This window comes from Paenibacillus prosopidis (genome assembly GCF_003337375.1).
Taxonomy (GTDB): domain Bacteria; phylum Bacillota; class Bacilli; order Paenibacillales; family Paenibacillaceae; genus Pristimantibacillus; species Pristimantibacillus prosopidis.
Genome location: NZ_QPJD01000009.1, coordinates 20,882 through 41,945 on the forward strand (window position 1 = coordinate 20,882; position 21,064 = coordinate 41,945).

At 50.3% G+C, this 21,064-nt stretch carries 15 protein-coding genes; 13 read left to right on the top strand and 2 right to left on the bottom strand.

The genetic code is table 11. The annotated features are described in order from the left end of the window. Positions 1-2: 2 nt before the first annotated feature. Positions 3-137, top strand: coding sequence for a hypothetical protein (locus tag DFP97_RS31925; protein WP_281270974.1), 135 nt, complete (start codon positions 3-5; stop codon positions 135-137). Between the two features lie 69 nt (positions 138-206). On the opposite strand, the gene DFP97_RS15115 is transcribed toward DFP97_RS31925, so the two are convergent. After that, entirely contained in the window at positions 207-1,199 is a 993-nt protein-coding gene (locus DFP97_RS15115; RefSeq protein WP_220271163.1) for a pectinesterase family protein, read from the bottom strand. A gap of 207 nt (positions 1,200-1,406) precedes the next feature. Between DFP97_RS15115 and DFP97_RS15120 the strand changes: the two genes are divergently transcribed. After that, a complete protein-coding gene (locus tag DFP97_RS15120; RefSeq protein ID WP_245976275.1) occupies positions 1,407-2,444 on the top strand; it encodes an alpha/beta hydrolase family protein in 1,038 nt (345 codons plus the stop codon). 70 nt (positions 2,445-2,514) lie between these two features. Here DFP97_RS15120 and DFP97_RS15125 read toward each other — a convergent pair whose 3' ends face one another. Continuing rightward, the gene (locus DFP97_RS15125) at positions 2,515-4,815 is read right to left on the bottom strand and encodes a helix-turn-helix domain-containing protein (RefSeq protein ID WP_181873538.1); all 2,301 of its coding nucleotides are present in this window, start codon (positions 4,813-4,815) and stop codon (positions 2,515-2,517) included. 198 nt (positions 4,816-5,013) lie between these two features. On the opposite strand from DFP97_RS15125, the gene DFP97_RS15130 reads away from it, so the two are divergent. The 11 genes from DFP97_RS15130 to DFP97_RS15180 all read left to right on the top strand — a co-directional run bounded on the left by DFP97_RS15130 (position 5,014) and on the right by DFP97_RS15180 (position 21,003). Next, entirely contained in the window at positions 5,014-6,534 is a 1,521-nt protein-coding gene (locus DFP97_RS15130; RefSeq protein WP_114381036.1) for an extracellular solute-binding protein, read from the top strand. Positions 6,535-6,844: 310 nt separating this feature from the next. Next, positions 6,845-8,398, top strand: coding sequence for an extracellular solute-binding protein (locus tag DFP97_RS15135; RefSeq protein ID WP_114381037.1), 1,554 nt, complete (start codon positions 6,845-6,847; stop codon positions 8,396-8,398). A gap of 78 nt (positions 8,399-8,476) precedes the next feature. Further along, complete coding sequence (locus tag DFP97_RS15140) at positions 8,477-9,430, top strand: ABC transporter permease (RefSeq protein ID WP_114381038.1); 954 nt, start codon at positions 8,477-8,479, stop codon at positions 9,428-9,430. A gap of 24 nt (positions 9,431-9,454) precedes the next feature. Further along, a complete protein-coding gene (locus DFP97_RS15145) occupies positions 9,455-10,333 on the top strand; it encodes a carbohydrate ABC transporter permease (RefSeq protein ID WP_028608956.1) in 879 nt (292 codons plus the stop codon). Between the two features lie 28 nt (positions 10,334-10,361). Further along, entirely contained in the window at positions 10,362-11,762 is a 1,401-nt protein-coding gene (locus DFP97_RS15150; protein WP_114381039.1) for a family 43 glycosylhydrolase, read from the top strand. After that, on the top strand, positions 11,759-12,874 hold the full coding sequence (locus DFP97_RS15155) for a prenyltransferase/squalene oxidase repeat-containing protein (protein WP_114381040.1): 1,116 nt from the start codon (positions 11,759-11,761) through the stop codon (positions 12,872-12,874). The genes DFP97_RS15150 and DFP97_RS15155 overlap by 4 nt, the downstream gene beginning before the upstream one ends. Continuing rightward, positions 12,871-14,121 carry an MFS transporter gene (locus DFP97_RS15160; protein ID WP_114381041.1) on the top strand — a complete coding sequence of 417 codons (1,251 nt, stop codon included), beginning with the start codon at positions 12,871-12,873 and terminating at the stop codon, positions 14,119-14,121. Before DFP97_RS15155 ends, DFP97_RS15160 begins: the two co-directional genes overlap by 4 nt. Further along, positions 14,108-15,214 carry a glycoside hydrolase family 88/105 protein gene (locus DFP97_RS15165; RefSeq protein WP_114381042.1) on the top strand — a complete coding sequence of 369 codons (1,107 nt, stop codon included), beginning with the start codon at positions 14,108-14,110 and terminating at the stop codon, positions 15,212-15,214. The genes DFP97_RS15160 and DFP97_RS15165 overlap by 14 nt, the downstream gene beginning before the upstream one ends. 706 nt (positions 15,215-15,920) lie before the next feature. Beyond that, positions 15,921-18,032 carry an S-layer homology domain-containing protein gene (locus DFP97_RS15170; protein ID WP_114381043.1) on the top strand — a complete coding sequence of 704 codons (2,112 nt, stop codon included), beginning with the start codon at positions 15,921-15,923 and terminating at the stop codon, positions 18,030-18,032. Between the two features lie 223 nt (positions 18,033-18,255). Continuing rightward, positions 18,256-18,798: a fibronectin type III domain-containing protein gene (locus DFP97_RS15175; protein WP_114381044.1), complete on the top strand. Its 543-nt coding sequence runs from the start codon at positions 18,256-18,258 to the stop codon at positions 18,796-18,798. A gap of 63 nt (positions 18,799-18,861) precedes the next feature. Next, positions 18,862-21,003: a pectinesterase family protein gene (locus tag DFP97_RS15180; protein WP_114381045.1), complete on the top strand. Its 2,142-nt coding sequence runs from the start codon at positions 18,862-18,864 to the stop codon at positions 21,001-21,003. The last annotated feature ends 61 nt before the right edge of the window (positions 21,004-21,064 follow it).

Consider the following 21,064-nt stretch of genomic DNA (forward strand, 5'->3'; position numbering starts at 1 on the left):
GCGTGATTCATTCATTGGATCGGGGCTCATCCTCGAACAATGGGTATATCACGGCGAGCACGATGATTACGGAGCCGTTCGGCTACTTGTTCTTCGCGGTCTTCAACTGGTTTGAGTATAAAGGGGAAGAGGCGTAACTGCAGGTGTCGCTCGTACGAGAGGAGGGCTGCCCGTAAGTCTATAGACTTACGGGCAGCCCTTTCGTATTATTCGAAAGGATTCCATCCGTCGTCGCCAGCCAACACTATTGCCGGAGCGTACATAGCTGCTTCGCGGTCTCCTAATCTCTTCGACCATGAGACTCTTCCTCCAGTGCCCGCACCTGGTCCGGTGCTGCCGTACTCGCAATAGCTGGCGGTCGCCTCGGCCTCTGGCTTATTCCAATTATCCCAGCCGTCTTGGTGAATCTGTTCGCCCATCCAGCAGCAGATAAAGGCAGTCTTTGCGTAATTGCGCCATGGACGGCCAAGCAGCACCGTCCGCGGCGGCGCGTCGCTTGTCAGCTTGCAGTCGAGGAATACATAGCCGTAAGGGATGTTTTCGGGCGTCGATGCGGCGGTATACCACCCGTTTATTCCGCCTTGGTCTGCTGAAAGCCGGTTTTTCGAGAACAGCTCGCACCGAAGGAAGAGAGCCGTCGCCGAACCGAAAATAAAATCAACGTCCCCTTCTATGTAACAATCCTCATAATATTGCCGTGTGTTACGCGGGGATTGCCCGCCGCGCGGACCGGTGAATGACCCGGGTTTCATAGGCTCAGGCGGGAGCGGCCCCGTAAACAGCGTGTCTTGATATCCGAGGAACCGGCATCGCCGGAATATGGCCCGATCCCCGTCGACGTAGGCCGCCAGCGCTTGGCCGACGAGCCGTCCGGGCCCCGCGCTGTTTTCGAACGTGATGAGCTCCGCCGAGAAGTGATCGGCTCCAATAAAAATAGAATAAGAGCGGAACGTGCCGTACGGTTCGCCGTCCGGCATCGTTTTGTTAGCGCAGTCGTCAAAAGTAAGCATAACCTCTTGCGCATTCTTACCTTCCCCTAATAAGGTTATGAACGGTTTAGCAACATGGAGCTTTTCTTTATAGACGCCTGGTTTAATCCGGATGGTTACAGGACTCGCGTTGTTATCCGGAACGTGATCAATCGCGTCTTGCACCTTTGTGAAATCTCCATTTCCGTCCGCTGACACTTGGATGATCATATGTACATACAATCCCCTTTCCGAATATAATGATTTTTCTTGGAACTCCTCTATTGTATCAAGAACATGAATCTTTTGATCCGTCGTTTAACTGATTCCTAATCTCCTGATTATGTACGTAATGGTCACCCCGCGATAACGTAAACATATAAATGAACAAGCGTTGCCCGCGATGGATCAGGCGGGGCTTATTCGAGAAGGAGTTTGATGGCAGCGATGTGGAATCCGGATTCATTTGTAGAACAACTGCTTAACAAAGCACAGGCTCTTCGTGATAAAAAAATGTCCGATGGCGGTGATTGGAATACGCATCGTCTCCGCCTAAGGCAGCGATTGACTGAAACGTTAGGCGACTTTTCGGACTATGCAAACGTCCCGCTCGACCCTCGTGAATTGGAAAGGGCGGAGCTTGATTCCTTCATTCGGGAGCGGGTGGAATATCGAACGGCCGATGGCTTGCTTGTGCCGGCATATGTGGTGTCAAGGAAGGAATCGACGGGTCAACGACGGCCTGCGATTTTAGCGCTTCACGGGCATGGATGGGGCAGCCGCGAGATGGTTGGTTTGCTGCCGGACGGCTTGCCGAATACGAGTGTGCCGAGCGGACATGGGGGGACGGTGCTGGAATTAGCCGCAAGAGGATTTGTTGTGCTCATCCCGGAAATTGTCGGGTTCGGCGACCGCTTGCTTCTTCGCGACGAAGGGGGCGGCGAACCGAAAGCGAATTCTTGCTTTCCGCTTGCGGCCGCGCTTCTTCTCGCAGGGAAGACGCTAGCCGGTCTAAGGGTATATGAAGCTTCGCGAGCGATTGATTACCTAGCTATGCGGACGGATGTGGACGCAGACCGGATTGGCGTCATCGGTTTTTCGGGCGGAGGTATGGTTGCCTCGCTTGCGGCTGCCCTTGATGAACGTTTGCGCACGGTAGCGATATACGGCTACACGAATACGTACCGGGGGAGCATACTAAACCGCAGTCACTGTTTAGATAACTATTTGCCTGGCGTTCTTCAATACGCGGAAATGCCGGAGCTGCTCGGCCTTATCGCTCCCCGCCCGTTGTTTATCGAAAGCGGGAAGGAAGATCCTCTATTCCCTGCCCGGCATGTGATAGACGCGGTGAAAGTACTAAAGGACATCTACCGCAGCTATGGCTGCGAAGAAAGGGTGACGCTTGACTTGTTTGAGGGGGCGCATGAAATCAAAGGGCGGGCCTCGTTCGATTGGCTCCAAGCGATGGTCTGAGCATACGAATAGCGTATAAAAAACAGCCGTTTACCTGCTGCTTTTTACACGCTATTCTTGTTTTGATACCTTATGAATCAGGCTTGGCGTATTTCGCCCGGTATTGCCCAGGGGTCATATCCTCCTGCTTGCGGAATGAACGAATAAAGTTTTGCGGGTTATTATACGTTAGCCTCTCGGCGATGTTCTTCACCGACATATCCGTTTCGACGAGCCACTTTTTGGACATGTTCAGACGGTACTGTGATAAATATTCGCTGAAGGTCATGTCGGTCTCCTTCTTGAAGACGCTGCTTAAGTAGAAAACGTTATAATGCAAGCGGGCTGCGCATTCCTCGAGCGTAATGTCGCTTTCGAACTCGTTGCGGATGATATCGATGATTTGTTCTGAAATGTTCTGGTACTGAGACGATTGCCGATCCTGGAACACACGGATCATCGGAACGATGATTCGGGTTTTGTACCAGCTTTCGATTTCCGAGTGTACATACAGCTCAAGCAGCTCTTCGTATAGCGAGCTTTCCTTGATGTCCAGCTGTTCTAATCGGATCCCGGCTTCCTGCATGACGATCATGAGCCCGTTCAACAGCCGGATGAGCGAAATCTGATATTCATGCGGCGTACGGTCCTTAAGGAATACTTGCTCGAGCCATTGCTTGAGCAGCGAGAAGGCGAGTTCCTCATCGGCGAGTTTGATCGCATCGATGAGCTGATTCTCGATCTGCATCGGGTAGAAATACACCTGCGTATGCTTGCCGGAGTTCAAGCTGAAGTAAGGGATGATTACGCCCTTGCCCAGCTTCAACCGGTGCTTAAGCGATTCCAAGCCTTCTTGGTAGGCGCGCGCTGCGCTTTTCAAGCTCTTGAACGGCAGGCTTATACCGATGCTGACATCCAGATCAAGGTAGCTGCGCATATTTTGCTGAATGGATTCCGTGAGCTTATAGATATAATCATTAAAATGATCCGGGGACATGCTCTTCCCGCCGACCAGCGTCACTTGGGTTTGATCCACGATGACGGGAGGCAGATGATCCATGGCAGGGACGATCTCTTCTATAATGTTGCCTGCAGCGAACAATAATAAATCTAAATCCTTCTGCTCGTAGCGGGTTTCCTCGAGAATGTCGATTTGAAGCGTCAGAACGGCGAGGTGACTCCATTCCGATACCTGTTCGGTATATCCGAACAGCGCAATCTTCTCCTCAATTTCGGAGGGGCCGCTTTGGCCCTGAAACAGCTTATGCAGGAAGAACGTCCGCACTTGCTGGCTGTTCTGATGCAGCTCGTGACGGAGCTTCGTATTGGAGGCGAACAGATCCTGGATATGCTCGTCGATGACTTGAAGCTCGTTCTTCTTGTTCGCTTGGGTTTCCGGCAGACGGTCGGCGATCTGTTGGAAGATGGCCCGAATCGGCGTATATACCTTGCGGCTTCCGAGCCATACGAGCAAGACGCATAAACAAATGATCAGTAAGCAGACGTACAGCGTGAACCAACCGATCGAGTGCGCTTCCTTCGTAAATTCGGACATTTCCGTGAAAGAAGCATAGGTCCAACCGTTAAACTCGGATCGGACATAGGTCACCGATATCGTCTCGTTCCCCATGCTTGTCTGGAATTGACCGGCACGTCCCGTAAAGCGGGATGCATCGGATTCATGGATTAAGTCCGTCTCTGCCAAGGTCCTGCCGAGCATCGATATGTTGGGATGCACCAGAATGTTTTGATTCTCATCAAGCACCATGACCCTGCTTCCGGGGAGCTGATTTTTCAACATTTCCGCTAAGCTGCAGCTCGGAATGGTCGCAAGGGCGATGCCCCGTTTCGATAAGGTGTGAAGCGGCATCTTCTTAACGAGCGTTAAGGTGATTGGGCAGGCGTAGCTCGATGTGTCGCTTGCTCCAAGCGATCCGGTCTTCAGCATCACCCAATTTGTGCTGCCTTCAAGCTCGAGGAGACTTGGGAGCTCCGTGCCTTTAGAGAATTTCTCGAACGAAGACAAGCCCCGGTTATGAATCACCCAGTTCGAGGAGGCGTTGGCCAGAATAACGTCGGTCACCATCATCTCCGGCGATTGCAGGAGATTCAGCTCCTTCTTCATCTGGTTATAAAGCTGAAAGTCGTTATATGTCAGCGGGCGGTATAGCGCATCCTGCACTTGATTCGTGTTAATAATGTAATTTAGCGTATAGTCGATTGTCCGCAGCACCTGCTCTATGTTCCCGTTCAGTTGATTCATCATCTGAATATTGCTCTGATTGACATGGGTTTGGATCGAATCCGATGATTTCATGTAAGAGAAAAACCCGAGCGTAATGATCGGGGCTATGCTGATGGCAAATCCGAATAGGACCAAATTGGTATACATGCTAAATTTTCTCAATTTAATAGATTCGCCGCCTTTCGATAGATAACCCCATTGTATAAGATTAATGTAAACGCTTCAATATAAAACCTTAAGTAATCCATGGATTTGATCTTGTCAGCTGGAAACAGGGTACTCATGAAAAAGAATGCAGATTATGCCATAATTGATGATATAGCCAAACACGGGAGGAACGAGCCTATGAATCGGAAACCATCGATCTTTTTTATGCTAACGATTTTAGTGTTAATGACAGTGCTTACAGCATGCGGGAATCCGCTAGCGGGGGATGGAGGCGCATCGCATGAATCCGCTAACGTTGGAGATCGGGGCACTATCACGATGATGGCGAATCTTCATACGCCGGAAGTGCCGTCCAAGAAGATTCAACAACGGTTAGAAGAGATGATTGGCTCTGAGCTCGACATTCAATGGATACCCGATGGCAGCTACGAGGAGAAATTTAATGCTTCCATGGCTACGGAATCGCTGCCCGAGGCGGTATTTTTAAAGAATGCCGACATGCTGGACAGGCTGCGGGATCCGATCCGGAACGGGATGTTCTGGGAGATCGGGCCGATGCTCAAAGACTTTCCCAATTTGCAGAAGCTTAAGCTCGAGGTGCTGCAAAACACTTCAGTAGACGGCAAAATATACGCCCTATATCAAGAACGTCCCTTATCTCGCCAAGGACTGATCTATCGGAAGGATTGGGCGGACCGTCTCGGCCTAGAAGCGCCGCAAACGACTGACGAGTTCTACCATATGCTGCACCAATTCACCTTTGGCGATCCCGACGGAAACGGTCTGCAGGATACCTTCGGATTAACGGATCGAAGCGATCTGGTCTACGGCAGCTTCAAAACCGTCTCGACTTACTTCGGAACACCGAATGGCTGGGGTGATGAGGCCGGTAAGCTTTTACCTGAATTCATGTTCCAAGAATATAGGGATACGATGAATTTCTACCGTAAGCTGCATCAGGAGGGGATGATGAATCAAGACTTTCCTGTGACGGCAAAAGCAGACCAATTGGATCTTTTCATTTCGGGAAAAGCCGGCGTTTACATCGGGGCGATGGGTGACGTTTATAATCTCCAGATAAAAGCGACAGAAGTGAACCCTCTTGCTGTATTTGATGTACACAACCGAATCGCCGGACCTAAGGGAGAACGGGCATGGGCTTCTATGGGCTTTGGAACGGTTGTTTTGTTTCCGACCTCGTCCATACAGACTGAGGAGGAACTGCGGGAGGTCCTCTCGTTCTTCGACAAGCTCATGGAACCGGAATTCGCGAATTTGCTGAGATGGGGTATAGAAGGAGAGCATTATAACCTCGATAACGGAGTGGTCGTTCCGACGGTAGATATCAAAATGACGAATAAGGACGTCAAGCCGTACCAAGCAATTGAAATCGGGGGGCCTCTAACGATCATGGGTTATTTAAAGTCCAACTTTGAAATGGGTGTCAAAGATAAGGCAGAGACTTTGACGCTTGATAATAATTCAATTCTGGTTCATGATCCGACGTGGCCGTTCGAATCGAACACCTTCAATGAACGGGGAGCCAGACTTCAAGAATATATTCAGGATGCAACGTACCAGTATATTTTAGGATTGATTGACGAAGCCGGCTTTCAAGCGGAAGTGGATCGTTGGCTTAGCGAGGGCGGGCAGGACATCATCGATGAATATAATTTGTCGTATCGGAGCGCTCCCTGATCGTACCTTCAGCGCATATACGCATAACAAAGGTATCTTCCACAAGCGCTTTATTATGAATGCAATATTTGGAACTTATCGACCGATGGAGCGATGTTATGCTCCATCGGTTTTTCAGTGTTTCAGGAGGAACTTCCGCTACAGGGATAATCATCAGATTAGATCGGGGATATAATCGCGGAAATAGCGCGCGGGAACAGGGTTTTTACTGCCCCACAAATCCTCGGATTATATACGTAACGACCGTAACCGTCTTATATTGAGGGGGCAACGAAATCTCAACAACAATAATAATACGGAGGTCATAATCATGGCAAAGAAAAAAGCCAGCGCCCTGTTGGCGGTATTTACAGCGTTTGCAGTATTGACCGGATGTGCAGGTAATTCGGACGGGTCGAATAGCCCCGCAGCGGGGCCGAACAATAACACCCAGACGGCAACCGAGACACCGGCAGGAAAGAAAGAGCCAGTCAAGATTTCCATTATGGCTAATCTTCATACGCCGGAGGTGCCAGACGACACGATCGAGAAGATGCTGGAAGAAGCGACAAATACAGATCTTAAAATCCAGTGGGTTCCGGATGGAAGCTACGACGAGAAGATGAACGCATCATTCGCGACGGGCACGCTACCGCAAGCGACGTATATTAAAAACCAAACCTCGCTCGCTATGCTGCGAGACGCGATTCGGAACGACCAGTTCTGGGAAATCGGGCCGCTGCTCGATCAATATCCGAATTTAAAGAAATTGCAAAAGGAAGTATTGGCTAACACATCGGTAGACGGCAAAGTATACGCTCTTTACGCAGAGCGTCCGCTGTCCCGTCAGGGCTTTATCTACCGGAAGGATTGGGCCGACAAGCTCGGGCTTTCCGCGCCGACGACAACAGAAGAATTTTTTACGATGGTTGAAAAATTTACGACGGACGACCCAGACGGAAACGGCAAGGACGATACGATTGGGATGACGGATCGCAGCGATTTTGTTTATGGCGCATTCAAGACGGTAGCTTCCTGGTTCGGCACGCCGAACAATTGGGGAATGCAGGAAGGCAAACTGATGCCGGAATTTATGTTCCCTCAATATATGGAGACTTTGCAGTTCTTTAAGCGCATTCATAGTGCAGGCTACATGAACCAAGACTTCCCGGTAACGAGCAAGACCGACCAGCAAAGCTTGCTGCTCACAGGCAAAGCCGGCGTATATGTCGGTTCCATGGGTGACGTGGCGGGCCTGGATCAGAAGATTACTGAAGTAAATCCGGATGCGCTGCTTGACGTCCATCACAAGGTGAGCGGTCCGAACAGCGAATACGGCACCTGGGCGATCCCGGGCTTCGGCTCCGTCGTATTGTTCCCGAAATCCGCCGTGAAATCGGAAGAAGAGTTGAAGAATGTCCTTTCTTTCTATGATCAATTGATGAGCGCTGAGCTGATGAATTTAATCACGTGGGGCATCGAAGGCAAGCATTATACGATTGAAGACGGCAAAGTCATTCCTTCCACAGACACAGCGCTGACAGACCGCGAAACGAAGCCATACTTGTCGCTTCAAATCGGAGGTATTTCCACGATTGACGGAATGCTGGAGGCAAAACACATTTTGCCATCCAAGGCGAAAGCGGAAGAGTTGATCGTCGACAACAACAACTACTTAATCCACGATCCTGCAGCAGCGCTTGATTCCCTTACTTACAATCAAGACGGCGCGCGTCTGCAAGAAATCATTAAAGATGCTTCTTACAAATTCATGTTGGGCAATATTGACGAAGCCGGATTCCAAGCAGCGGTAGATCAATGGCTGAAGCAAGGCGGTCAGAAGATCATCGACGAATATAATGCTTCTTACGCTGCAGTGAAATAATGTCGTTATGTATGCCGGAGGCTGTGGGAAGCATGCGACAGCCTCCTCATTTTTCTATAGAGAAAGGGAGAAGAAATGATGCGTGATACAGCCGTTGGAAACGCGATGGTCACCAAACCGAAACAAAGTTCAGAACTAAAGAGGAGACTTATCAAAAATCGGGCGTTGTATCAAATGATCCTTCCGGGGTTCCTCTTCTTCGTTATCTTTAAGTATATTCCCATGGGCGGATTAGTCATTGCGCTGCAAGATTATCAACCCTATTTGGGCATTCTGAACAGTCCGTGGGTCGGCTTCGAGCATTTCGAGCGACTGTTCACCGAACCGATGTTTTTTACGATTTTACGAAATACGCTGCTGTTATTCTTTATGAACCTGCTGTTTTATTTCCCGATTCCGATCATTCTCGCCTTAATGTTAAATGAGGTCAGGCGGGAAGCGTTTAAGCGAATAGTCCAGACGATCGTTTATATTCCGCATTTCATGTCTTGGGTTATCATTGTGTCGATTTCATTCGTTATGCTTTCCATGGACCGCGGAATTATTAACGAGCTGCTGGTCTTGATGGGCTTGGAAAAAGTGAACTTCTTAATGAGCAATGAGTGGTTCCGGCCGATGTATGTGCTTCAGATCATTTGGAGAGAAGCGGGTTGGGGCACGATTATTTACTTGGCGGCAATGGCGGCAATCGATCCAGGACTGTATGAAGCGGCCCGTATAGACGGCGCTAACCGTTTTCGTCAAATATGGCACATTACGTTGCCGTCGATTCGCAGCGTCATCATGGTGCTGTTGATTCTGAAAATCGGGGACGTGCTGGAACTTGGCTTCGAACACATCTATCTCCTCTTGAACTCCATGAATCGCGAGGTCGCGGAGATTTTCGATACGTATGTTTATACAGCAGGTTTACGTCAAGGGCAGTTCAGCTACAGTACAGCGGTTGGATTCTTTAAGTCTGTCGTCGGTCTTATCTTGGTCATGGGCGCGAACTGGTTATCGAAGAAGGCCGGCGAGGAAGGTATTTATTAATTATTTTAAAAAGGTGGAGTCACCATGGTGCAGGATAAAACGCTGGGAAGCCGTATATTCGATGCGGTTAACTACTCTTTGCTTGTCATTATCGCTTTAGTTACTTTCCTTCCTTTCATTCATGTCATTGCCGGTTCGTTCACAACGGTGGGGGAGCTGGCGCAAAAGCAGTTCGTCATCATTCCGACGGTCTGGTCGCTCGACGCGTATAAGTATATCTTTTCAACCAACACGATTATGAAATCGATGGGCGTATCCATCGGCGTTACGATCTTTGGCACGTTGTTCAGTATGGTATTGACCGCGTTAATGGCATACGGCTTGTCGCGCAGAGATTTGGACGGGCGCAGAGGCATTATGTTTATGGTCGTGTTCACCATGTTGTTCAGCGGCGGCATGATTCCTTCGTTTTTAGTTGTGAAGGAGCTCGGGTTGATCGACTCTCTGGCTGCTCTCATCGTGCCAACGGCGATCAATGCTTTCAACTTGATTATTATGCGCAACTTCTTTCAGAATCTTCCGGATGGCTTGGAGGAGTCGGCAAAAATGGATGGGTGCAGCGACTGGGGGATTCTGCTCCGTATCGTGATTCCGCTTTCGATGCCGGCGATTGCAACCATTTCCTTGTTTTATGCGGTAACGTACTGGAATACGTATATGACAGCGATTCTGTACTTGAATGATGCAGCGAAGTGGCCGGTGCAGGTTATCCTCCGGCAAATCGTCATTCTCGCAAGCGGCTTGGCTGCCGATACCTCGGGCATGGATGACTTCGTGCGTCCGCCGGAGCAGACAGTGAAAATGGCTGTTATCGTGGTTGCTACCGTGCCTATCCTGCTTGTATATCCGTTCCTTCAGAAACACTTTGCGAAGGGCGCTCTGCTCGGATCGATTAAAGGGTAATTTCGGATTAGGAGAGGAGAAGGGCATTTTGGACATAACTCCGTATGCTCCAATTGTTGGAGGCAATTACGCCGACCCGTCAATGCTGCGGGTCGGCGATCATTACTATATGACGCATTCTTCGTATAAGCTCACTCCAGGACTCATTATTTGGCAAAGCAGTGATCTCATGAGCTGGAGGCCGGCGGCAGCCGCTTTGCAGCAATATATCGGTGACGTATGGGCCCCGGATTTCACGGAATACAAAGGCACTTATTATATTTACTTCCCGGCGAACCGGTCAAACTGGGTTGTAACGGCATCTCATCCGACGGGTCCGTGGAGCCAGCCGATCGATCTCGGCATCAAGGGCATCGATCCGGGACATACGGTCGGACAGGATGGCAAGCGGTATCTTCATATGTCGGGCGGATATATCGTCGAACTTGCCGAGGACGGTTTATCCGTCGCCGGTGAACCGCGTCATGTGTACGAGAGCTGGCGGTACCCCGACGATTGGGAGGTCGAAGCGTTCAGCTTGGAAGGACCGAAAGTGACGTTTCATAACGGCTATTATTATTTGACGGTCGCCATCGGCGGCACGGCAGGCCCGCCTACCAGCCATATGGCGGTATCGTCACGCTCGCGGACCCCTTTGGGACCATGGGAGCATTCTCCCTATAATCCGATCATCCATACCGAATCCGCTGAGGAGCGTTGGTGGTCGAAGGGGCATGGGTCGCTCATCGATTCGCCTGACGGCCAGTGGTGGATCGTGTACCATGCGTACTTGAAAGGCTTTCATACCTTAGGCCGGCAGACGCTGATTGAGCCGATCGAGTGGATGGAGGACGGATGGTTCAAGACGGCGCCAAGCAGATTAGATGTACCGCCGCCGGTCATTGCTCGAGAGCGTTTCAACGGCGATGCCCTTCCTCTGAATTGGCAGTGTGAGGGCTTCTCTCCATCAGACCGGTTCCGCACCGGCCCGGCAGGACTTTCGGTTGGGGGGGCATCCGCCTCCGCGCCGCTCCTGTATATGCCGGCGCATGAACGTTACGAAATCGAGGCGGAGGTGTCGGTCGAAGGGGACGCGGAAGCGAGGGTGCTTCTTTACTATAATGAAGAGGCTTATTTTGGCATAGGGTTGAACGCGGCAGGCGTGCGTCACTTCCGCTCGTTCAAGAACTACTCCACCATGCCCGGCGACACCAGGAAAGCATGGATTCGTATTCGGAACGATGCTCATATTGTCTCGTTATTCTATAGCTTTGATGGGATATCTTGGTCAAAATACGATAAGGTCATCGATGCTTCTGGATTTCATCATAATACGTTCGGCGGTTTTTTGAGTTTGAGAGTCGGTTTGGATACGGTCGGAGACGGGCGCGGGACGTTCCATTCGTTTACGTATGCACCGCTAACCAACTTAGAAGGGAACAGAACATGAATCGGCGATTGGCAGACCTATTAGCTTATGGCGACACCTTATTTGACGGCTTTTTCCAATGGCTGGAGGAGCAATATGACGAGAGGACGGGCGGATTTTTCTACGCAAGGAGCTCGAAGCAGTCCGGGCGGTTTACGCCGGATATCGAATCGACGGCTCAGGCTTTTAACATCATTGAACGCTGCGGTCTGCTCTATCGTTTAAGCAATCCTGTGAGGGAGAGCGCGATTCAATTCTTCCAATCTAAGCAGGATGAGGCGACCGGATTTTTCTATGATATCAATCCTAATATGAGGTTAGACGACGTTATGGTCGGCCGCGCAGCGGGTTACAGCTTTGGCGCGCTGCGGAAGTTCGGCGCGGAGCCGTTGTATCCGACGCGGCATCAGAGTGAGGCGACGCCCGCTTATATGGAGTCCTTGCAAACCTTCGGAGCTTGGCTGCGTTCGATCAGTTTAGCGAACAGCTGGCGCGGCTGCGACAAGCTGTCGCATTGCGGCGCGCATCTGGCAGCGATGCCTGCCGATGCAAGAGAGCCATATCAGCGCGAGGTATTTGATTATTTGAATCGTATTCAGAACCCGGAAACAGGATTCTGGGGAGAAGGAACCCCATACACGCAGCTTTCGGGCACTTTCAAGACGCAGCTCTTCTACAATCGGTTCGGCGTGCCGGTTCCGCGCAAGGAACAAATTTACAACTCTATCCTGCGTGTGCTGCGAACGGATACAGCTAATGATATGTGCTATATTCGAAATCCGATCAGCTTGCTATCCTCTATGAAGCTATCTATTCCGCCGGGCGAGCTGACGGAGATTGCGGACATTACGTTGACGAACCTGGCAAAGCTGAAGCGGGAGGACGGAGGATTCTCGCGGGAGCTGGAGCATTCTCCGCCGGCTCCGAACGTAGCGCAGGTGAAGCCGGGCGAGGAATATCCCGATATGCCGATTGCGGTTCCGCTCGGACTTGGTCTTGTTGAGAGCGACATGAATGCGGGAACCCAAGCGGTCTTGATCCGGTACACGCTGCGGGAATTGGCCGAGCTTACCTTGGAGCATCTTCCGGCGTCCGAAAACTGGTTCGCGGGAGAAGCGAGCGCGGCTGAATGATCAACACCGGCAAACAAACGGCTCGCCTGTCGGGCGAGGCGAATATTACACTGTTTAACCACGGCATCTATCAGTTCGGCAATGCCTTGTCGCTCATCCTTGTGAACTTATACTTGTGGCGGTTAACGAACGACCTGTGGATTAACGGCGCCTTTAATTTTATAGTGCTTATTACCGCACCGATCGCTGCGATGTATATCGGCAAGATCGCAAAGTTAAAGGACCGTCTGTTCGCATACCGGACCGGGATTTTCCTAACGGCCGTATTTTATTTGCTGATTGTGATTAGCGGAGAGCGGATGGCCGATTATTACATCGGTTTCGCCGTGCTGAAAGGTGTATCGACCTCGTTCTATTGGTTGGGGCACTTTACGATGATTACGGACGTGACGAATGATGATAACCGCCATAAATATTTAGGCTGGAATCTGATGATTACGAATCTCAGCATGCTGGCCGGACCGGCGGTCACCGGAGGAATCCTCGATTGGTCCGGCGGGATACAAGGGTATACGTACGTCTATTTGCTCGCTTTCGTGATGTTTGCCTATGCCGCGGTCAACAGTTTGAAGATGAAGCGTAAGCCGACGCATCATCGGACGTACTATTTGAAATATTCGATTTCGATGATGCGGAAGCACCGCGCATTCGGCAGATCGCTGTGGGGTTGGTTCTTCTTCGGCTTGCCGCAAGGGGTGCTTGGCTATATTCCCGCGATTTTACTGTATGAAGCGGTACCGAGGGAATCGTTCGTTAACTATATGAATGTGTTATTTCTAAGCGTAACGATCCTTTCCGGCTTCGCATTGGCCAGGTGGGGACGCACGGAACGCAATGCCGATTACTTGAGAGTCGCGGCGGCTGGGTTTCTGATCGGCTCGGTTCCCCTATACTTCGGCATCACGCTTTGGACGGTTATTGTGTTCATGCTGTTTTTTTCTTTCGTGAAGCCGCTTCAAAACAATGCGTATACCTCTTTCTACTATAAGCTCAGCAGCGAGCTGCCGCTGGGGGCTCACTTCCGCGTCGAGGCCGTCGTGCTTCGCGAGGTGTTCACGAATGCGGGCCGGGCCGCCGGCGTTATAGCGCTAATGATTACGACAAGTCTAGCGGAGACCGAGGCTTTTACATGGGTTTTGACGATCGTCGCTGCCCTGCAGCTGCTTATCGGCTGGCTGGCGTCGCCGCATTTTCCCAACTATCATCTATTTCTTGAAAGGAAGCTGACCCGTCATGAGTCCAAATGAAATTGCAAAGAAATCACCGCTGTTCTATGCGCAAGCCGCATGCGATTCTCTTATGTCATTATATTTGCCCGAGGAGCTGCCTCCGGAAGGGCGTTGGCATTATCACCAAGGTATCTTTCTAGAAGGGATGCTGCAGGTATGGAAGCATACGGGCGACGAGAAGTATCTCGAGTACCCGAAGCGGTATGTTGATAAGCTTGTAGACGAGGACGGCAATTTCTTCTTCGCCCGCGACGAGCTGGATGCGATCATGCCGGGACTGCTCCTGCTCACCCTGGATGAGTCCTTCGAGGACCGCAGATACCGCTCGGCCGCAGAGAAGCTGCGCCATCTGTTCAACACGCTGAACAAGACCTCCGAGGGCGCATTCTGGCATAAGGATAAATATCCGTACCAGATGTGGTTGGACGGCTTATACATGGGAGGCGTGTTCGCGCTCCGCTATGCGAATGCATACGGGGATGCCTCCCTTGTGCCGATGGTCATTGCATGGGAGAAGCTGATGCGCAAGCACATGTCCGATGAAGCGACAGGCCTCTTATACCATGCTTGGGATGAAAGCCGGAAGTTCCCATGGTCCAATCCGGAGACCGGTAATTCACCGGAGTTCTGGGGGCGGTCCTTGGGGTGGTATGGCTTGGCATTATCCCAATTTCTCGATATTTTGGCGGAGGACCACCCGGCGCGCCGCGAGTTGCTGGCAGCATTAGGCCGATTCGCAGAAGGCTTAATTCGATTCCAGGATGCGGAGACCGGTCTCTGGCATCAAGTCGTGGATAAAGGGGGCCAGCCGGACAACTGGCTCGAGACTTCATGCACTTCCTTGTTCGTATACGCCATCGTCGGAGCGGCGAAGCACGGGGCGGTCGGCGCCGATGCCTTGGACGCTGCTCGCAAAGGATACCGCGGCTTGATTGAACGGCTGCGTACGGATACGGAAGGGCGCCTGATTGTGCCGGATATATGTATCGGTACATCAGCCGGCGATTACCAAAACTATGTTACACGTCCGGTGAGCGAGAACGACCTGCATGGCTTGGGCGCCTTCATTCTGGCTTGCGTGGCGATTGCCGAAGCGGAAATCGCGTTATGAGGGGAACGTGACATTACCGCCTTCGGGGCGGTCGGCGACGGCCTGCCGGTTCGAAGATTACGAGCCGACCTTTACACGAACAACTGGGAAAAGAAAGGTACCTGGCATAAATGAAATCATAAAAATGACATTTTACATTAGATCTAATCATTTAGTGACAAAAGAAGTTACAGTGGACAAAGGAGGCCGTTGTGTGGTGTAAGCTGTGTTTTAATTATGTCGGTAGTTAGAAGAAAAGATGTCGAATAATTTTAACATAATTTGTCGTGTCTGGAATTGCCTGAACCCGTTAAGGTTCAGGTTTTTTTGTTTTTAATCAATCTTATCCATTAGTTTAAACCTATTCATGGTCGGGATATTTCCATCCGGGTTCCGCTACTCGAAAATGAAAGCGAATTACTTGCAATGTGCTTATAAAATCCGGGAAATCGACTTTGTATGCCAAAGAAGCATCCCCCCTATAATGGTTTATCGTTATTCTATCAAAAAAGCTTCCTTTAATAACACGATTATTACAAATGGTCAAAAAAAAGAATGAAATGAGCATGTGAATTGGGTAGAAGAGAAAGTAAAATAAAAAAGCAGCTCGTCTGTATGCGCTTTCAAAATAGAAAGTTACGGAATGGGAAGGAGTGGAGTCGACTTTTGTACTTTGTTTTATATGTTATATAAACTTCGATTCGATTCGTGAAAGGGAGTGTAGTCGGTGAGAAAGTTCTTGAATGTGGCTCTGTCGTCTCTTCTTCTAGTGGCGGTCCTGACTCCATGCTTTAGCAGAACAGGAGCGGCAGCAGCCATGACTGGTAATGCAGAGGGTAGTACTCTTACTTCGATGGAAAGTCCCTACAAATTCAACTTTACTAACCAAGAAAAACCCGGGTATCAATCTGTCACCTATGATGTGAATAACGGTGCACCGCTTTTTAACTCTACTGTAGGATACGGTTTTGTTTATGAGACGAGCGCCATGCCGCCCAGGGAAGTTCATACGGCTTCCATTACTTCAGATGGTACAGGATTTTTCATAACGGAGCCTAGTTTCTATGCAGAACCGAAATATGAGAAGGATAACTATAATAATTATGGCATGGCATTCCGTATTGCGGTCCCTCCCGGTGCTTATAGCGTATATGTGAAAACCACGTCCGACGCTGCGGACACAACGCTATCGGTGTCGGGCATGCAGACCAGCCGTCTGCTGAAAGGCGGGTTCTGGGATGCAGCCAAGTTGGTGCCCATAAAGTATACCGCAGCAGCGCGCGGCAAGGAGTGGACTTACACGTATGTAAACGGACGGGACTATCTCGATATTGAAATTGAACCGAACAAAATCAATACTCCCGTCGGTATTGAAGAAGTTATCCTGCAGCCTATCCCGCCGCAGCAGCGGGAGGATGGAAGTCTTCCGACCATATTTCTACTCGGGGATTCAACGGTCAAATCCTACACCTTCGATGAAACGCCGATGAGCGGCTGGGGCCAAATCATCGACTCCATGTTTAATCTGCGCAAAGTGAATGTGATTAACTATTCTATGGGTGGACGTTCGTTCAAGAGTGCTTACACGGAGGGACGGATGAATGATATTCTAATGAGCGGCAGAATCGGGGACTATGTGTTCATTCAGTTCGGACACAATGATGAGAGCACTGATGAGTTCAGGCGATATGGCAGAGGGTCGACAGAAGCGATGTATGAAACCTATATAAAAGAAGTATACCTGCCTGCAATCCGGGCCCGGGGCATGATCCCTGTCTTTGTAACACCGATGTCCAGGGTTAAAGGGGATGCAGCTCCCGGATATATTTATACCAACTCTTTTAAAAACCGAATGTTCCCCGATATTATGAAAAGGTCGGCGGAAGAAGCAGGAGTTACGCTTATCGATCTTAATGCGGAGAGTATAAAGTATTATAACGAGATCGGCGTGGAAGCGACGACAGCCGTCTATATGTCTATTGAAGCGGGAGAAACGCCTGGAAAGACGAGCAACGGAAGTTACGCCAATGGACATCCGGCGAATAAGGTTGACGGGACTCATTATAAAGAAGCTTTGGCCAAACAATTCGCGCGGATCATTGTGACCGAACTCGTGAAAAAGGGAAAAGCCGGCGACTCCACAGCTGCTGCGATTGTCTCTTATATGAAAGATGAGGTTAAACTTGCAGCCTTAACAGGAGTCTGGTCGAGCATTTTCCCCGAAATGGCTGACGATACTACGACCGGTGAAGGCGCATATTACCGCAATCAGATTGAGAAGTTGATTCAGCTGGGAGTAATGAGCAAGGATCCTAACGGCAACTTTAATCCGGATGAGGAGATGACCGTTGGCGATTTCATTCGATGTATTTCCAAGCTGATGAACTTGGAAAAATCGATATTCGCCGGCTACCCGAATGGGGAGCTTTCCAGGGAAATAATGGGCGCTATTCTGGTTGACGCGTATCATGCGAAGTTCACCAGTAAGCCCAAGTACATGACCGATTATAACGGAACAGCTGTGGTACCCGGTGACCCGGATTATGATCCGTATCTGGATCCCGGCGCCAGAGGCGTGATGTATTATCCTCTGGTTTCCTGGCAGCAGTTGGTGGATACCGCGCAAATCGCATCTCACTTAGTTTCTAAGGTAAAGGAAGCCTATGAACTGGGTCTTATCCGATCCGAAAAAGGAATTGGCAGGGGACAAGTGGTTAACGGTACAGAGTTTGAACCGAAAGTGACAGTCACCCGAGAAAAAGCTGCTAAAGCCCTGTACTTCATGTGGGTTCTCCAGCAGGCTGTAAATGTCGAAAACGATGTCTCTTTTCTAAAATAGGTACTTTTAAATGTGATTGAGATCATCTTAGGATCTTGAATTGCAGACTAAAGGCGAAAAATAAAAAGCGCCTCAGTAAGGCGAATGAAGGAGACTTTGGTAATATCTCATTATATATGAAAGCGATTACAAAGGTGGTGCATGGGGCGAAAAAATGGTTTTAAATTTTGTAGGCCACAACTGTTTTTTGTATTCAATCATGACGAAGAATTTGGAGGAGTTTATGAGAAAAAGTATTTCGGCTATTGTATGTTTGCTTTTATTGCTTTCATGGATTCAGATCGGAAGCCCCACGGTTTCGAGTGTAGCGTTTGCCGAAGATATTCCGAGTCTGTCCGGCGTACCAACCAATCTGATGGCAAAGCCCAGAAATAGCCAAGCAGATCTGACCTGGAATCCGCCGATTGAAGGGTATCCGGTCATCGCATACGGGCTTTACCGGAGCACCGATCCTGCAGGCCCCTACTCCAAAATTGCCGACGTAATGGACACCAAGTATCGTGATTTCGGACTGGATAACGGTACTAGATACTATTATAAGGTTACATCCGTTAGTGTTGGAGGGGAAAGCGCGCCTTCTGCCGATGCCGCCGTTGTACCGATTGCGCCTCTCGACGCTCCAACCGGTTTGACGGCCATAAGCGGCGACGGTCGGGCGACGATCCGTTGGAACCCTGTCGCCGGAGCTGAATCATATAATGTAAAACGCAGTACAGATAATGGCCAAAACTATGAGACGGTTGTTTCGGGTGTAACAGATCTCTAATATACAGATTCAACGGTAAGCAACGGCACCAGGTATTACTATGTCGTATCGGCCGCAAGCCCGATGACTGCAAGCGCCAATTCCGCATCCGTTCAGGTAGTCCCTGCGCCGAGCGGAGCACCTGGGATTCCGGAGGGCGTTCAAGCTGTGGCCGGCGATGTCCAGGTCATATTGACCTGGCGAGAGGTTAGCGGGGCGGTATCGTATACCGTCAAACGTGGTGCATTCGGCAGCGGTCAATACGAGACGATTGCGTCCGGTATTCCCGGGACGAGCTATCAGGATTCAGCCAGCGGCTCGACAGGAATTGTAAATGGCGTAACCTACGATTATGTAATATCAGCGGTAAACGCCCTTGGCGAAAGCTATCATTCTGAACCGATCGCTGTTACCCCGGCGGATGTTTTGGTCGTCGCGAAAGATGGAACGGGTGATTTTACAACGATTCAGGCTGCGATTAACACGATTCCGGCCAATAACACCAAAAGGATCGTTATCTATATTCGCAACGGCGTCTATCGAGAGCAAATTGTCGTACCGGCAAACAAGCCGTATGTAAGCCTTGTCGGCGAAAGCGCAACCGGAACGATTCTCGTCTACCATCTTAACGTGAATTCGAAGAAACCTGACGGTACGCCGTATAGTACGCTTGAAACGGTCACGGCCGTCGTGCAAGGCAAAGATTTTTCGGCTGAAAACATGACCATCCAGAACGACTCCGGTCAAGGCACCGGTCAGGCGCTCGCCGGTTTTCTAAGCGGGGACCGCGGTGTATACAAAACTGTCCGTTTCCTCGGCTTCCAGGATACAATCTACATTGAGAGACGGCAGTATTTCAAAGACTGCTATATCGAAGGCGACGTCGATTATATTTATGGTCCGGCGACCGCGTTCTTCGAAAACAATGAGCTGCACAACAATCGCCTGAACGGCGGTTATATAACCGCGGCAAGTACGCCGGAGACTACAACCTACGGGTATGTCTTTGTAAATTCGAGGATCACCTCCAATCCGGGGGTCAAGAACGTCTACTTTGGAAGACCGTGGCGTCCGTACGCTGCAGTAACCTTCATCGATACGACGATCGACTCATCGATCGCCCCTTACGGCTGGAATAACTGGGGTGATTCGACCAAGGAGAAAACGGCCAGATACTTCGAGTACAACAGCCGGGGACCGGGTGCGATTCCGAAAGCCCGTGCAGGCTGGTCGAAACAGCTAACACCGGAGGAAGCAAGTCAGTACACGGTACAAAACGTAATGAAAGGGACTGACAACTGGAACCCGCTGCGCACAGGCATCATTCCGTTAACTGACGCAGTTCCGAATACACCTCCGGTTACAACCCTGACATCCTATACGGACGGGCAATATTTAAATGTAAACACTCCGACATTCACGTGGAGCTTCAGTGATGCGGATGCCGGCGACGCACAGCGTGCTTATCAGGTGCAAGGATCGACGGACAATTGGCAGACGACCGCTTCTGATACCGGGGAAGTTGCCGGTACCGTGACGTCCTATAAAGCTCCCGCCATGCAGGATAACGAGCACTGGAGCATCCGAGTTCGGACGATGGATACCCGGGGGGCTTGGTCGGAATGGGCTTATCGAACATTAGCCATAGATACCACAGCTCCGACAGCCAAGGTGGTATACAGCACCACGGCGATGACTAATCAGGATGTTATAGCCACGATCGAGCCCAATGAGCAAGTGACGATAACCAATAACAACGGGGCTTCCAGCTATACGTTCAGTCAGAATGGGAGCTTTATGTTTGAATTCATGGATAGGGCGGGCAATACAGGAACGGTTGCTGCACCTGTAAACAATATTGACAAGACGGCGCCGACCCTTCGTATCGTTCTTGACAAGACAACGCTCTTGCCGGTGAACCATCAGTTGGAAACCGTAAATGCCAGCATCTATGCGGACGATGGCATGTCGGGGATCGATTCGGTCGTGCTAGCCTCCATTACGAGCAACGAACCGGACGACGGCTTGGGCTACGGAGATCAGCCGAATGATATACAAGGAGCGCAGTACGGTACTCCGGATACTTCATTTATGCTGCGCGCAGAACGAGCGGGTACCGGTTCCGGACGCGTTTACACGATCACATACAACGCAACCGATAAAGTGGGGAATAAGACGACGGTCTCGGTAACTGTAACCGTCCCCCGCGAACAAACAAACAAGTGAAACGCTAGTTATTCACTTTTGTTCGGCGAACAGGCGGTAATTATGTGATGCGCTATCAAAT

Excerpts from the sequence above, each read along its gene's own strand:
- DFP97_RS15130 (WP_114381036.1), top strand. The coding sequence starts at position 5,014 with ATGAATCGGAAACCATCGATCTTTTTTATGCTAACGATTTTAGTGTTA.
- DFP97_RS15160 (WP_114381041.1), top strand. The coding sequence starts at position 12,871 with ATGATCAACACCGGCAAACAAACGGCTCGCCTGTCGGGCGAGGCGAAT.
- DFP97_RS15120 (WP_245976275.1), top strand. The coding sequence starts at position 1,407 with ATGGCAGCGATGTGGAATCCGGATTCATTTGTAGAACAACTGCTTAAC.
- DFP97_RS15125 (WP_181873538.1), bottom strand. The coding sequence starts at position 4,815 with ATGTATACCAATTTGGTCCTATTCGGATTTGCCATCAGCATAGCCCCG.
- DFP97_RS15145 (WP_028608956.1), top strand. The coding sequence starts at position 9,455 with ATGGTGCAGGATAAAACGCTGGGAAGCCGTATATTCGATGCGGTTAAC.
- DFP97_RS15115 (WP_220271163.1), bottom strand. The coding sequence starts at position 1,199 with ATGATCATCCAAGTGTCAGCGGACGGAAATGGAGATTTCACAAAGGTG.
- DFP97_RS15180 (WP_114381045.1), top strand. The coding sequence starts at position 18,862 with ATGACTGCAAGCGCCAATTCCGCATCCGTTCAGGTAGTCCCTGCGCCG.
- DFP97_RS15135 (WP_114381037.1), top strand. The coding sequence starts at position 6,845 with ATGGCAAAGAAAAAAGCCAGCGCCCTGTTGGCGGTATTTACAGCGTTT.
- DFP97_RS15165 (WP_114381042.1), top strand. The coding sequence starts at position 14,108 with ATGAGTCCAAATGAAATTGCAAAGAAATCACCGCTGTTCTATGCGCAA.
- DFP97_RS15140 (WP_114381038.1), top strand. The coding sequence starts at position 8,477 with ATGCGTGATACAGCCGTTGGAAACGCGATGGTCACCAAACCGAAACAA.
- DFP97_RS15155 (WP_114381040.1), top strand. The coding sequence starts at position 11,759 with ATGAATCGGCGATTGGCAGACCTATTAGCTTATGGCGACACCTTATTT.
- DFP97_RS15175 (WP_114381044.1), top strand. The coding sequence starts at position 18,256 with ATGAGAAAAAGTATTTCGGCTATTGTATGTTTGCTTTTATTGCTTTCA.